Origin of the sequence: Hymenobacter algoricola, from assembly GCF_039539525.1 — a bacterium.
GTDB classification, from domain to species: Bacteria; Bacteroidota; Bacteroidia; order Cytophagales; family Hymenobacteraceae; genus Hymenobacter; species Hymenobacter algoricola.
Genome location: NZ_BAABDH010000041.1, coordinates 159,389 through 171,923, shown reverse-complemented (window position 1 = coordinate 171,923; position 12,535 = coordinate 159,389). Strand labels below are relative to the sequence as shown.

Below are 12,535 nucleotides of genomic sequence, written 5' to 3'. Positions count from 1 at the left end.
GCGCAGCCAAGCGACGGCTGGGGGGGGGGCGCTTAGGGAAAGCCCGCTGCTCTTGCCCCGCTATGCCTGCCCCGCCCGAACAAGCCCGCCGCCCGGCCTGCTCCCGGCGGTGCGGTACCGGTCTGCCGCTGGCGCGGCAGCTGGGATACACTCTCCACGCCGTGCTGCGGCACGGGCTATGGCTGCGCCTAAACGCGCGCCAGTGGGGCCAGTAGGCCCACTGGACACTCGCGCCGGTAGTTTCGGCTGCTCGGCCGCTCCACTACTGCGACTGCCGCCCCAGCCACCGGCGCAGCGGCCAGGTGGCCCGCTCGAAGAGGGTGGGCTTGCGCACCGAAAACACGCTCAGGGAGCTGTGGGGGTTGATGGCCAGCCAGGCATCGTGCCGGAGCTGGCCCTGGCTGGCGGCCGGCACCATCCACTCCAGCTTCTCGTAGCCGATGCTGATGAAAACCAGGGTCGGGTCGGCTACGGCATCGGGCACAGCTAGCTCGTAGCGGCCCTGCTCGTCGGTCGAGACGCCGGTGGTGGTGCCGGCCAGCAGCACCGTGGCGAAAGGCAGCGGCACGGGCTGGCCCTTGGCGGAAAGCACCGTAACCGTGCCGCTGAGCGTGAGCCGGGCCGGCGCGGCTACCTGCGCCGTCGCCGGAATGGCCGCCAGCGCCAGGGCTATGCTGGTGGCCGTCGCCAGCCGGGCGCAGGCCCCGGGCGGCGGCACCTGGCCCCAGTGCGCCAGCTGCGCCGGGGCATACATGCCGCAGAGCGCGTTGCCGTGCGCGGCCTGGGTGCGGGCTATGTCGGGCCACGCCATGGCCGAGAAGTCGTGAATCTCCTTCTCGCACTGCCCGCAGCGCCGGCCGTTGGCAGTGGGTTGCATATCCAGCCAGTGCTGGCCGCAGGATTGGGGCTTGGGAAGGGTACTCATAGTGGGGCGAGGGGAATAAGTGGGCTGGGCGGGTACGTGTTCCGCTATCGGGTGATGCCCAAGTGGCGGCAATGGCACACGCGGCCGGGTACTTTTTTTTGGCGCGCGTTCAGGCGAAGCCGTAACGCGGGCCAGTGGATGCCGGCAGGCGGCGCCTCCGTCAGAACGAGTACGCCGCCCGGCTTGCTTCAGGCGGCGCGGTCCGGATTTGCCGCTGGCGCGGTCGTGGAGCTGCAACGGTGAAATTTTCTGGCCTCCTCCTGCGCCGTCGCTGGGCTGTGCCGAGTGACAGTTACGCCGGAGCGGCTGGGCCGCGAGCATCCCGCGCCGCTAGGGCTGGTTGTTGCGGCGGCGCTGGCGAATTCGCAGCTTAGCTGCTCAGAGCGTAGTGGTCACCCGGCACAGCCGAGCGACGGCGGGGGAAAGGCTACCTTATGGCGGTTTCGCCAACGGTGTGCCCGGTGCCATGTGCTCCGGTCCGACGGCTTTTTCTGCCGTCAGACTGGTTGTCGGTAGGGTTGAGGTTCGTTGAACTTATCGTGGTTGAGGCGACCGGTCGGACGGCGGAAAAAGCCGTCCGACCGGTGGGTATACCGTTCACGAAACCGCTATAAAAGGAAAGCCCGGCCAACCGGCCGGGCTTTTCAAATACAAGAAACCGCAACGCCTTACCGCGCGCCCAGCCGGTTGCGCTTCCAGTTGGAGCCCGCAGCGGCCGCAGCATCCGAAGACGCTACCACCGGCGCTTTCTTTTCCGTCATCAGCATGGCGGTGAGCACGGCGGCTACTTTGGCGATGTTGGGGTCGGGTGTGGCGGGGGTGAGGTTGGCGGGGGTGAAATGGTCGCGGATGAAGTTCGTGTCGAAGTTGCCGCTCACGAAGGCCGGGTGCCGGAGCACGTAGCGGCCGAAGGGCAGCGTGGTCTGGATGCCCGTAATCTGGTACTCGTCGATGGCGCGCAGCATCCGCTCGATGGCCTCCTGCCGGTCTTTGCCGAAGGTGATGAGCTTGGCAATCATCGGGTCGTAGTAGATCGGGATGTCCATGCCCTGCTCGAAGCCGTCGTCGACGCGCACGCCGGGGCCCTGGGGGCGCACGTAGGTGGTCAGCGTGCCGATGTCGGGCAGGAAATTGTTGGCCGGGTCCTCGGCGTACACGCGCACTTCCAGGGCGTGGCCGGTGATGGTGAGCTCGTCCTGGGTGAAGGCCAGCGGGTGCCCCTCGGCCACCCGGATCTGCTCCTTCACCAGGTCGAGGCCCGTAATCTGCTCGGTCACGGGGTGCTCCACCTGCAGGCGGGTGTTCATCTCCAGGAAGTAGAAGTTGTGCTGATCGTCGAGCAGGAATTCCACCGTGCCGGCCCCGGTGTAGTTGCAGGCCCGGGCCACCTCCACGGCGCAGCGGCCCATTTCGGCCCGCAACTCCGGCGTGAGCACCGAGGAAGGTGCTTCCTCAATCACCTTCTGGTGGCGGCGCTGAATGGAGCACTCCCGCTCGAAGAGGTGCACGATGTTGCCGTGCTCGTCGCCCAATACCTGAATCTCAATGTGGCGCGGCCCGGTCACGAACTTCTCGATGAACACGGCCCCGTCGCCGAAGGCCGACACGGCCTCGTTGATGGCCAGCTGCATCTGCTCCTCAAACTCGGCCGCGTTGTTCACAATCCGCATGCCCTTGCCGCCGCCGCCGGCCGAAGCCTTAATCAGAATCGGGAAGCCCACCTCGCTGGCAATGCGCTTGGCTTCTTCCACGTCCGAAATGGCCTCGTCGGTGCCGGGCACCAGCGGGATGTTGTAGGCCTTCACCGTCTGCTTGGCCGAGAGCTTGTCGCCCATCAGCTCCATGGCCTCGGGCGAAGGGCCCACGAAAATCAGCCCGGCCTCCTTCACCTTGCGGGCAAAGCCGGCATTCTCGCTCAGAAAGCCGTAGCCGGGGTGAATGGCATCCACGCCGAGGCGGCGGCACACTTCCAGGATGGCGTCGCCGCGCAGGTAGCTCTCGCTCGACTGCGGCCCGCCCACGCACACGGCCTCGTCGGCGTAGCGCACGTGCAGGGCCTGGCGGTCGGCCTCGGAGTAGATGGCCACGGTCTGGATGCCCATTTCCTTGGCCGAGCGCAGCACGCGCAGGGCAATTTCACCCCGGTTGGCCACGAGGAGCTTGGTGATTTTTTTCATGCGAAAGGGTGGGAGAGAAGAAGCAAAAACAGCTGTCACTTTACGGGGGTCATCCTGAGCAAAGCGAAGGACCTGCCTCAGTTAAGGAACAAATCCTTTTCAAGAAGCCAAGCCCTGCAGCAGAGCGAGCAGGAGCGTAGCGCATTGAAAAGCGCTTTGCAGGCAAGAAGAGGAAGGTCCTTCACTCCGCTGCGCTGCGCTCAGGATGACAGACGTATTTTAAAGACAGTGAAAACGAATCAATGCCCCAAAGAAACGCCATTCCGGCGGCTTCCTAAACCTTAATCGGTAAATTAAGGCCCGGCCGCCTGAGTTGGACGGCACGCGGGCAAGGGCTACCTTTGCGAATTGCCATAACTTTGTACAAGCTGAAGGAGTTTGCCAGTCAGTTCTCTCCGGATTTCTTTCAACTACTAACCGTTTCCTCCGTGGATCTTTTCGAGAAGATTGCCTCCAACCGCGGCCCGCTGGGCAGCCATTCCCACTATGCGCACGGCTACTTCACCTTTCCCAAGCTGGAAGGCGAAATCAAGCCCCGCATGATTTTCCGCGGCAAAGAGGTGCTTACCTGGAGTCTGAATAACTACCTGGGCCTGGCCAACCACCCCGAGGTGCGGCAGGCCGACATCGACGGCGCCACCGACTTCGGCATGGGCCTGCCCATGGGCGCGCGCATCATGAGCGGCAACTCCAACCTGCACGAGCAGCTGGAAAATGAGCTGGCCGAGTTCGTGCACAAGCCCGACTGCCTGCTGCTCAACTTCGGCTACCAGGGCGTGGTATCCATCATCGACGCGCTGGTGGGCCGCCACGACGTGATTGTGTACGACGCCGAGTCGCACGCCTGCATCATCGACGGCGTGCGCCTGCACCAGGGCAAGCGCTTCGTGTACCGCCACAACGACATGGAGAGCCTCGACAAGCAGCTCCAGGCCGCTACCCGCCTGACCAAGGAATCCGGCGGCGGTATCCTCGTCATTACCGAGGGCGTGTTTGGCATGTCGGGCAACATGGGCGACCTGCGCGGGGTGCTGGCCATGAAGGAGAAATACGAGTTCCGCTTATTCGTCGATGATGCTCACGGATTCGGCACGATGGGCGCTACCGGGGCCGGTACGGGCGAAGAACAGGGCATTCAGGACGGCATTGACCTTTATTTTTCGACGTTTGCCAAGAGCATGGCCAGCATCGGCGCCTTCGTGGCGGGGCCGGAGAGCGTAATTGAATATTTGCGCTACAACATGCGGAGCCAGATTTTCGCCAAATCCCTGCCCATGCCGCTCGTGGTAGGCGCTTTGAAGCGTTTGGAGCTGCTGCGCACCCAGCCCGAGCTGAAAGACAACCTCTGGACCATCGTGCGGGCCCTGCAAAGCGGACTGCGCGAAAAAGGCTTCAACCTGGGCACCACCAAGTCGCCGGTAACGCCGGTGTTCCTGGCCGGCGAAATTCCTGACGCCACCCAAATAACCTTCGATCTGCGTGAGAATCACGGTATTTTCTGCTCCATCGTAGTGTACCCCGTCGTGCCCAAGGGCGTGATCATGCTGCGTCTGATTCCCACGGCCGTCCACACGCTGGAGGACGTCCGGGAGACGATTACGGCTTTCGAGGCCGTAGCCGTGAAGCTGGATAAGGGCCTGTACTCCAAAAATACGGTTAGCGTGTAAATAGAGCGGTTTTTCTGCTCAGCACAAAAAAACGGCCGATAACCCTCTGGGTAGTCGGCCGTTTTTTTGTGCTATTCCAAGAATTGCGGCTGGGTAAAGCGGAGCGCTGAGGAAGGGTTTGGGTGTAAAAAATGCCTTTAGAGGCGAGGAAAGGGGTTTTATAAAAAAAGTCGAACTATTGCTTGTATTTGAAATCCCTGTATATTAGGGCCGTTCAAGAACATTAACCCACACCAATCAACCCCCTCCCCAATGAACAACTTTGGCAAACTGAAAGACCTCGTAATGGCACTGGAAGGCGACTTCGAGAAGTTCTACGACAAGCAGAACTCGGCCGCTGGTACCCGCGTGCGCAAAGGCATGCAGGAGCTGAAGAACATGGCGCAGAGCATCCGCACCGAGGTTCAGAACGCGAAGAACACTGCCGCTCCAGCCGCTGGCGCTGCCAAGGCTGCTCCAGCCAAGAAGGCCGCTGCTCCGGCCGCCAAGAAAGCTGCTGCTCCAGCCAAGAAGAAGTAATGACGGGCGGCCCCCGGCCGCCGGTTGTTATTCAGCAAAAAGGGAGTCTACCGCACGGTAGACTCCCTTTTTCTTGTGGGGCCGGTCAGGGGCAGGGCTACACCAGCTTGATGAGGAAGTAGTTCTTCTTGCCCTTCTGGGCCACCAGGTACTGGTCGAGCAGCAGGGGAATATCCAGCGCCAGCTGCTCGGGCGCTACTTTCTGGCGGTTCAAGCTCACGCCCCCGCTCTGCATCATTTTGCGAGCCTCCCCCTTGGAAGGGAAAATCACGCCGTTGGTCGACTCGCTGAGCAGCGTCACCACGCTGGCTTCCGAGTACAGCGCGTGCGCTACCTCAAGCTGCGGTACGCCGGCAAACACGTCGAGCAGGGTGGCCTCGTCGAGGGAGCTGAGCTCGCCGCCGCCGAAAAGTACCTGCGAGGCGGCCAGCGCGGCTTCGTAGGCTTGCTCGGAGTGGACGCGGATAGTCACGTCCTGGGCCAGCGCCTTTTGCAGGGTGCGCAGGTGGGGAGCCTGGGCGTGCTCGGCTTCCAGAGCCTCGATTTCGGCCTGGGGCAGCAGGGTAAACACGCGGATCAGGCGGGGGGCGTCCTCGTCGGCGGCGTTGAGGAAGAACTGGTAGAACTGGTAGGGCGAGGTCATCGTGGGGTCGAGCCACACGTTGCCGCCTTCCGTCTTGCCGAACTTGGTGCCGTCGGCCTTGGTGATGAGCGGGGTGGTCAGGGCGTAGGCCTTGGCGTCCGCGTCGCCGAGGCGGCGGATGAGCTCGGTGCCGGTGGTGATGTTGCCCCACTGGTCGGAACCGCCCATCTGCAGGGTGCAGTTCAGGGTCCGGAACAGGTGCAGGAAGTCGTAGCCCTGCAGCAGCTGGTAGCTGAACTCGGTGAACGAGAGGCCGTCGGCGCGCTGCTCGTCGCCCTCGGTGGTGCCCAGGCGGCGCTTCACCGAGTCCTTGGCCATCATGTAGTTTACGGTCAGGTGCTTGCCCACCTCGCGCAGGAAGTCGAGGAAGCCGAAGTCCTTGAACCAGTCGTAGTTGTTGACCACTACGGCCGCGGTGGGGCCGGGGGTGAAGTCGAGGAACTTCTCCAGCTGGGCCTTGATGCCGGCCTGGTTGCGGCGCAGCGTGTCCTCGTCGAGCAGGTTGCGCTCGGCCGACTTGCCCGAGGGGTCGCCAATCATACCGGTAGCGCCGCCGACCAGCGCCACGGGGCGGTGGCCGGCCCGCTGCAGGTGCACGAGCAGCATGATGGTGGCCAGGCTGCCGATGTGCAGCGACACGCCGGTGGGGTCGAAGCCGATGTAGCCGGAAACGGGCTGCCGGGCCGCCAGGTGTTCTGCCGTGCCGGGCATGGCATCGTGGAGCATGCCGCGCCAGCGGAGTTCGTCAATAAGGGTCATGGGGTCTTGGGGACTTAGGGTCTTGGAGCTCAGAGGGAAATCGGGCGCAAAAGGAACCGGCCGCGGGGTTCCTTCTTACCGGAAGTGGCAAAGGTAAGCGCGGGGAACAGTAACTTTGGCTTCGGGACCCCAGATGGCCGGCACTGACCGCGCCGGACGGGTCCCGGTTTCTTCGCTTCTCCTTTCCTGATGCCTACGTTCAGCCCCGACGACCTTCTCAAGCAGATCCAGCAGCGGCAGTTTCAGCCCGTCTACTTTTTGCAGGGGGAGGAGCCCTACTACATCGACCTGGTGGCCGACAGGCTGGAGCAGACCGTGCTGCCCGAGTCCGACCGGGGCTTCAACCAGGTGGTGCTCTACGGCAAGGATGCTGACGTGGCTACTATTCTAGGTCAGGCCAAGCGGTTTCCGATGATGGCCGAGCGGTCCGTGGTCATCATCAAGGAAGCTCAGGCCGTGGCCGACCTGGAGGCCGACAAAAGCTGGCCGTTTCTGGAAGCCTACCTGAAAAACCCGCTTACCAGCACCGTGCTGGTGTTTTGCTACAAGCACAAAACCCTCGACGCCCGCAAGAAGCTCGGCAAGCTCATGGGCGAAAAGGCCGCCGTGCTGACCAGCAAGAAGGTGTACGACAACCAGGTGCCGGCCTTTATAGCGGGCTACGTGCGCAGCCGGCAGCAGAGCATCGGCGGGCAGGCCACGGCCATGCTGGCCGAGTACATCGGTACCGACCTGGGCCGGCTGACCAACGAAATCGACAAGCTGCTGCTCAACGTGCTGCCCGGCCACAGCATCGACGAGGACCTGGTGCAGCGCATGGTGGGCATCAGCAAGGAGTACAACATCTTCGAGCTGCAGAAAGCCCTGGTGCAGCGCGACGTGCTCAAGGCCAACCGCATCCTGAGCTACTTCGAGGCCAACCCCAAGGCCAACCCCATTATCCCGAACCTGACGCTGCTGTTCGGCTTTTTTACCAAGCTGCTGGTGCTGCACCAGCACGGCAACCCCTCCGACGCCGACTTCAAAAAGCTGGGCATTATCAACAGCTTCGCCCAGAAAGACTACAGCCTGGCTATGCGCGTCTACGACTTCGGCCGCACCCGCAGCATCATCCACCTCATTCGCCGCGCCGATCTGCAGAGCAAGGGCGTGGACAGCGGCTCGATGACCGACGGCGAAATCCTGCGCGAGCTGGTGTTCCTGATCCTGCACCCCGTCCCGCTGAGCGCCATTACGGGGTAGCATATCCCGTTGGAACGTCATTCCGAGCGAAGTCGAGGAATCTCGCGTGGCGTCGTTGGATTACGGTTGCCCTGAAGCGGTACAGAGGCATCGGCTTCGCGGACAACAGATGAAGCAGGACGTTCTTTTTCCAACAGCCTCAGCACGCGAGATTCCTCGGCAAGCTCGGAATGACCATCCTGACTATGGGCGCGAGGCTTCAGCTTCGCTTCGCATGACACCCTACTTCCGGATCAAGAAAGTTGGAAACCCCGCCGCCGCGCAAGATCATTCACCTCGACATGGACGCCTTCTACGCCTCCGTGGAGCAGCGCGACAACCCCGAGCTGCGGGGCCGGCCCGTGGCCGTGGGCGGGAGCCGGGAGCGGGGCGTGGTGGCGGCGGCCAGCTACGAGGCCCGGCAGTTTGGGGTGCGCTCGGCCATGGCCTCGGCGGTGGCGCGGCGCCGGTGCCCGGCGCTGCTGTTCGTGAAGCCTCGCTTCGACGTCTACAAGGCCGTATCCCAGCAGATCCGGGCCATCTTCGCCGAGTACACCGAGCTGGTGGAGCCACTTTCCCTGGATGAGGCTTACCTCGACGTGACCCATAGCCCCAGCCCGCTCACGGCTACCGAGCTGGCGCGGGAAATCCGGGCCCGCATCTTTCAGGAAACCCAGCTGCACGCCTCGGCGGGCATCTCCTACAATAAGTTTCTGGCCAAGCTGGCTTCCGACTACCGCAAGCCCAACGGGCAGTACGTCATCCGGCCCCACCAGGGGCTGGCTTTCGTGGAGACGCTGGCTGTGGGGCAGTTTCACGGTATCGGCCACGTGACGGCGGCCCGGCTGAACGCGCTGGGTATTTTCACCGGCCTCGACTTACGCCAGCAGCCGGAGGCCTTTTTGCGCCAGCACTTCGGCAAGGCCGGCTCGTACTACTACGCCATTGCCCGGGCCGAAGACCACCGCCCCGTGCAGCCCAACCGGGTGCGCAAGTCCATTGGCTCGGAAACCACCTTCGAGCACGACCTGACCACGCTGACCGAGTTGGGCGCGGTCCTGCTGCCGCTGGTGGAGTCGGTCTGGAAAGTCTGCGAAAGAACCAATGCCCGGGGCCGCACGGTCACCATCAAAGTCAAGTACGCCGACTTCCAGCAAATCACCCGCAGCCGCACGGGCTTCGCCCCGGTGCCGACGCAGGACGCGCTGGCGCTGGCCGCCCTGGAGCTGCTGCGCACCCAGGTGCCGCTCGACAAAGGCGTGCGCCTGCTGGGCGTCACTATCTCGACGCTGGAAGGCGAGCAGGAGCCGGGCCGGCAGCTGGTGCTGGGGCTGTGAGGGAGCTACGGAATTGGATAAATCAGAACGGTCATGCTGAGCGGAGGCGAAGCATCTCGCGTGCTGACGGCGGATTACTATTCCAACCGCAGCACGCGAGATTCCTCGGTCTCTGCTTGAGGCGCAGAATGCTCGGAATGACGTTCTTCTTAGTCGGAATGACTGTTCTTTGGTTTAGGCCTGCTTGCTCACGCGGGCGGCTTTCTTCTTCGCGGTCTTCCGCTTCTTTGGGCGGTGGGGCTTTAGCCGGGCCGGCCGCAAAGCCCGCTCCGCCTTGCGCTCGGCCCGGTGCAGCAGGCGCTGGGGCAGGCGCAGGCTGAGCTGGTCGCGGACGAACTGGGCCAAGTGCGACAGGGGCACCAGCCGGGTGTGGCGCAGGAAGTGCAGCACCTCGCGCCGCCGCAGGGTGCTGACGCCGGCAAAGCCCCGGGCCAGCAGAAACTGCTTGACTTCTTCCAGCAGCAGCAAACTGGCCAGGGCGGCCCGCGCTACGGTGGCGTTGTAGCCGGCCGGCCGGTGCTCCCGGAGGCCTTCCGAAGAAGCCACCAGCACGCCCACCCACGCCGGCAGCAGCGGCAGCAGCTTGGCCACGTGCTTTTCGGTGACGATGAAGGTGACGAAATCGTAGACTTCGGCGTAGCAGCGCAGCTGGTTGGCCACGCGCTGCAGCGTGTCGCCGTCGCCCTTCACCTCGTAGCCGTGCATGAAGGCGGGGGTGATGTGCACCACGTCGGCGCGGGTAGTGCCGGTGGGCAGCTCATCGACGTAGACGCCTTGCTGAAGCAGTGGGTAAAGCAGGGCGCGGATTTCCGGATCGTTCATACAGCCCCGCAAGATAGGGGAGATGGTGCGTTTTGTACTGTCATTGCGTCGGCTCACGCCTCGCAATGACAGGCGTAGCATGGAAATCACGGTGCATCTTTCTACATTCCCCGGCGCCATTCACTTTGAGCCCGTTCCCCGCTGCCGATGGAAACGACCCACGACCTGCCCATTGCCACCGCTGAGCTCTCCACCACCGGCCTGAGCAGCCCCGACCTGGCCCCCGTGGCCTGGGCCGACCGCAGCTGGACCACCGGCAACTACGCCGCGCTCTGGATCAGCATGAGCCTGTGCATTCCGACCTACATGCTGGCCAGCTCGCTCATCGACGGGGGCATGAACTGGTGGCAGGCCCTGCTCACGATTCTGCTGGGCAACACCATCGTGCTGGTGCCCATGCTGCTCAACGGCCGCGCCGGGGCCACCTATGGCATTCCGTTTCCGGTGTTTGCCCGGGCCAGCTTCGGCGTGCGCGGAGCCAACATTCCGGCCCTGCTGCGGGCCTTTATTGCCTGCGGCTGGTTCGGCATCCAGACCTGGATTGGCGGGTATGCGCTCTACCAGATGGGCATGCTGTGGCTGCCGGCGCTGGGCACGCTGCCGGCCGTGTTTCCCGCCTCCTGGGGGTTGGCCACCGGCCCGGCCCTTACCTTCGGGCTGTTCTGGCTGCTGAATATGTACGTGGTGCATCTGGGCGTCGACAGCATCAGGAAGCTGCTGGTGTTCAAGGCGTTTTTCCTGCCCCTGGCCGCGCTGGCGCTGCTGTTCTGGGCCATTTCCGCCGGCCACGGCCTGGGCCCGATTCTGGCGCAGCCATCCAAATTTACGTCGTCGGCCGCGTTCTGGGCCTACTTCTTCCCGGCCCTGACCGGCATGGTGGGCTTCTGGGCCACGCTTTCGCTGAACATTCCCGACTTCACCCGCTACGCCACCAGCCAGCGGGCCCAGCTGCTGGGCCAGGCCATCGGGCTGCCCGCGTCCATGACCCTGTTCTCGTTTGTGGGCGTGGTCGTGACCTCGGCCACGGTTATCATCTACGGCCAGACCATCTGGGACCCGGTGGTGCTGGCCGCCCGCTTCGAGAGCCGGCTGCTGGTGAGCTTCGCCATGCTGGCCGTGGCCCTGTCGACGCTGGCCACCAACATTGCCGCCAACATCGTGAGTCCCGCCAACGACTTCGCCAACCTCTCGCCGACCCGCATCAGCTTCAAGACCGGGGGCTATATCACCGGCGTCATCGGGCTGCTGATCTTTCCCTGGAAGCTCATTGCCGACCCCTCGGGCTACATCTTCACCTGGCTGGTGGGCTACTCGGCGCTGCTGGGCCCCATCGGCGGCATCATGATTGCCGACTACTACCTGCTGCGCCACCAGCAGCTTGACGTGCCCGACCTCTACGACTACCACGGCCGCTACACCTACCGGGGCGGCTTCAACACCGCCGCCATCCTGGCCCTGCTCGTGGGCATCGCGCCCAACGTGCCGGGCTTCCTGGTCGCCATCGGCGCGCTGCCCAAAGCGGCCGTGGCGCCCGGGCTGGTGGCGCTGTATAACTACGCCTGGTTCGTGGGCTTCGCGCTGTCGGCGGTGGTATATCTGGCGCTGATGCGGGGGGCGAAGACGGTGGAAACTCCTTCTCGTGTACAAGCCTGAAGGCCGCCCAAAGTTGACTGTCATTAAAGTCGTCTGTCATCCTGAATGGAGCGCAGCGGAGTGAAGGACCTGCCTCTTGGCCTGTGCAAACGTCTTTCACTGCGCAAAGCCCTTTCCCGTCAGCGCGGGGAAGGGCTTTTTGCTTTGCATCAGGGTTTATAAGGGCGAAGAGGCGGATCCTTCACTGCGCTGCGCTCCATTCAGGATGACAGGCTAAACAAGGAAGCGGTAGCGGTGCTTCGCCGGGCGGACGCCAGAGCAAGCCTGGCGGATCAAAACGCCACGAAAGAAACCGAAGGAAATTTTTCTGCGTTAAATGGAAATATTTCCCTAGCTTCGTCAGCCTCCTTCCCCAAGCCATGACTGCCACTACCGCACCCCGCCGCAAAACCGCCGCCCCGCGCAGCACCTGGGACACCTGGGGCCGCACCGGCCAGGATTCGTTTGCCCTGGTCATGGCCGCCCGGAAGGGTCTGCCGGCGGCCACGGCGTTTGAGGTGGCCGAGGCGTTTCAGCTGCAAACCGCCCAGCTGGAGGCCATCTACGAGCTTTCGACCAAGACGCTGCGCAGCTATACGCAAAGTAAAAAGCTGCTCAACGCGGCCAGCAGTGAGAAAACGCTTAAGATTATTGCCCTCTACCAGCTGGGCGTAGAGGTGTTCGGCGACGCGCCGGCCTTCCTGCGCTGGCTGGGCAAGCCCGCCCACGGCCTGGCCGGCGAAGTACCGCTGCCCCTGCTCGAAACCAGCGGCGGCATCGATCTGGTGGAGGAGGAGCTCAGCCGCATTGCCTACGGCGACCTGGCCTGACTG

9 protein-coding genes and 1 pseudogene are annotated in these 12,535 nt (G+C 63.7%); 6 read left to right on the top strand and 4 right to left on the bottom strand.

Annotation, left to right across the window (positions count from 1 at the left end):
- Positions 1–262: 262 nt before the first annotated feature.
- Both ABD842_RS13290 and accC read right to left on the bottom strand, forming a co-directional pair.
- Positions 263–925, bottom strand: coding sequence for a carboxypeptidase-like regulatory domain-containing protein (locus ABD842_RS13290; protein ID WP_345114685.1), 663 nt, complete (start codon positions 923–925; stop codon positions 263–265).
- A 668-nt stretch (positions 926–1,593) separates the two neighbouring features.
- Entirely contained in the window at positions 1,594–3,102 is a 1,509-nt protein-coding gene (gene accC / locus ABD842_RS13285; RefSeq protein WP_345114682.1) for an acetyl-CoA carboxylase biotin carboxylase subunit, read from the bottom strand.
- Positions 3,103–3,530: 428 nt separating this feature from the next.
- Here accC and ABD842_RS13280 point away from each other — a divergent pair, with 428 nt between their 5' ends.
- Positions 3,531–4,769 (top strand): aminotransferase class I/II-fold pyridoxal phosphate-dependent enzyme, encoded by a 1,239-nt coding sequence (locus ABD842_RS13280; RefSeq protein ID WP_345114679.1) that lies wholly within the window; start codon positions 3,531–3,533, stop codon positions 4,767–4,769.
- A gap of 252 nt (positions 4,770–5,021) precedes the next feature.
- Positions 5,022–5,192: pseudogene (locus ABD842_RS13275) on the top strand (histone H1); the annotation flags it as partial.
- A 193-nt stretch (positions 5,193–5,385) separates the two neighbouring features.
- On the opposite strand, the gene tyrS reads toward ABD842_RS13275, so the two are convergent.
- The gene (gene tyrS, locus ABD842_RS13270; protein ID WP_345114677.1) at positions 5,386–6,690 is read right to left on the bottom strand and encodes a tyrosine--tRNA ligase; all 1,305 of its coding nucleotides are present in this window, start codon (positions 6,688–6,690) and stop codon (positions 5,386–5,388) included.
- A 189-nt stretch (positions 6,691–6,879) separates the two neighbouring features.
- On the opposite strand from tyrS, the gene holA reads away from it, so the two are divergent.
- Together holA and dinB are read left to right on the top strand one after the other, a co-directional pair.
- Entirely contained in the window at positions 6,880–7,932 is a 1,053-nt protein-coding gene (gene holA, locus ABD842_RS13265; protein WP_345114674.1) for a DNA polymerase III subunit delta, read from the top strand.
- 281 nt (positions 7,933–8,213) lie between these two features.
- Positions 8,214–9,248 (top strand): DNA polymerase IV, encoded by a 1,035-nt coding sequence (gene dinB, locus ABD842_RS13260; RefSeq protein WP_425553188.1) that lies wholly within the window; start codon positions 8,214–8,216, stop codon positions 9,246–9,248.
- A gap of 174 nt (positions 9,249–9,422) precedes the next feature.
- On the opposite strand, the gene ABD842_RS13255 is transcribed toward dinB, so the two are convergent.
- Positions 9,423–10,070, bottom strand: a complete 648-nt coding sequence (locus ABD842_RS13255) for a sce7726 family protein (RefSeq protein WP_345114669.1) — start codon at positions 10,068–10,070, stop codon at positions 9,423–9,425.
- A gap of 147 nt (positions 10,071–10,217) precedes the next feature.
- Here ABD842_RS13255 and ABD842_RS13250 point away from each other — a divergent pair, with 147 nt between their 5' ends.
- Entirely contained in the window at positions 10,218–11,723 is a 1,506-nt protein-coding gene (locus ABD842_RS13250; protein ID WP_345114666.1) for an NCS1 family nucleobase:cation symporter-1, read from the top strand.
- Positions 11,724–12,082: 359 nt separating this feature from the next.
- A complete protein-coding gene (gene parS / locus ABD842_RS13245; RefSeq protein ID WP_345114664.1) occupies positions 12,083–12,532 on the top strand; it encodes a type II RES/Xre toxin-antitoxin system antitoxin in 450 nt (149 codons plus the stop codon).
- The last annotated feature ends 3 nt before the right edge of the window (positions 12,533–12,535 follow it).

Excerpts from the sequence above, each read along its gene's own strand:
- holA (WP_345114674.1), top strand. The coding sequence starts at position 6,880 with ATGCCTACGTTCAGCCCCGACGACCTTCTCAAGCAGATCCAGCAGCGG.
- ABD842_RS13290 (WP_345114685.1), bottom strand. The coding sequence starts at position 925 with ATGAGTACCCTTCCCAAGCCCCAATCCTGCGGCCAGCACTGGCTGGAT.
- parS (WP_345114664.1), top strand. The coding sequence starts at position 12,083 with ATGACTGCCACTACCGCACCCCGCCGCAAAACCGCCGCCCCGCGCAGC.
- dinB (WP_425553188.1), top strand. The coding sequence starts at position 8,214 with ATGGACGCCTTCTACGCCTCCGTGGAGCAGCGCGACAACCCCGAGCTG.
- ABD842_RS13255 (WP_345114669.1), bottom strand. The coding sequence starts at position 10,070 with ATGAACGATCCGGAAATCCGCGCCCTGCTTTACCCACTGCTTCAGCAA.
- tyrS (WP_345114677.1), bottom strand. The coding sequence starts at position 6,690 with ATGACCCTTATTGACGAACTCCGCTGGCGCGGCATGCTCCACGATGCC.
- ABD842_RS13250 (WP_345114666.1), top strand. The coding sequence starts at position 10,218 with ATGGAAACGACCCACGACCTGCCCATTGCCACCGCTGAGCTCTCCACC.
- accC (WP_345114682.1), bottom strand. The coding sequence starts at position 3,102 with ATGAAAAAAATCACCAAGCTCCTCGTGGCCAACCGGGGTGAAATTGCC.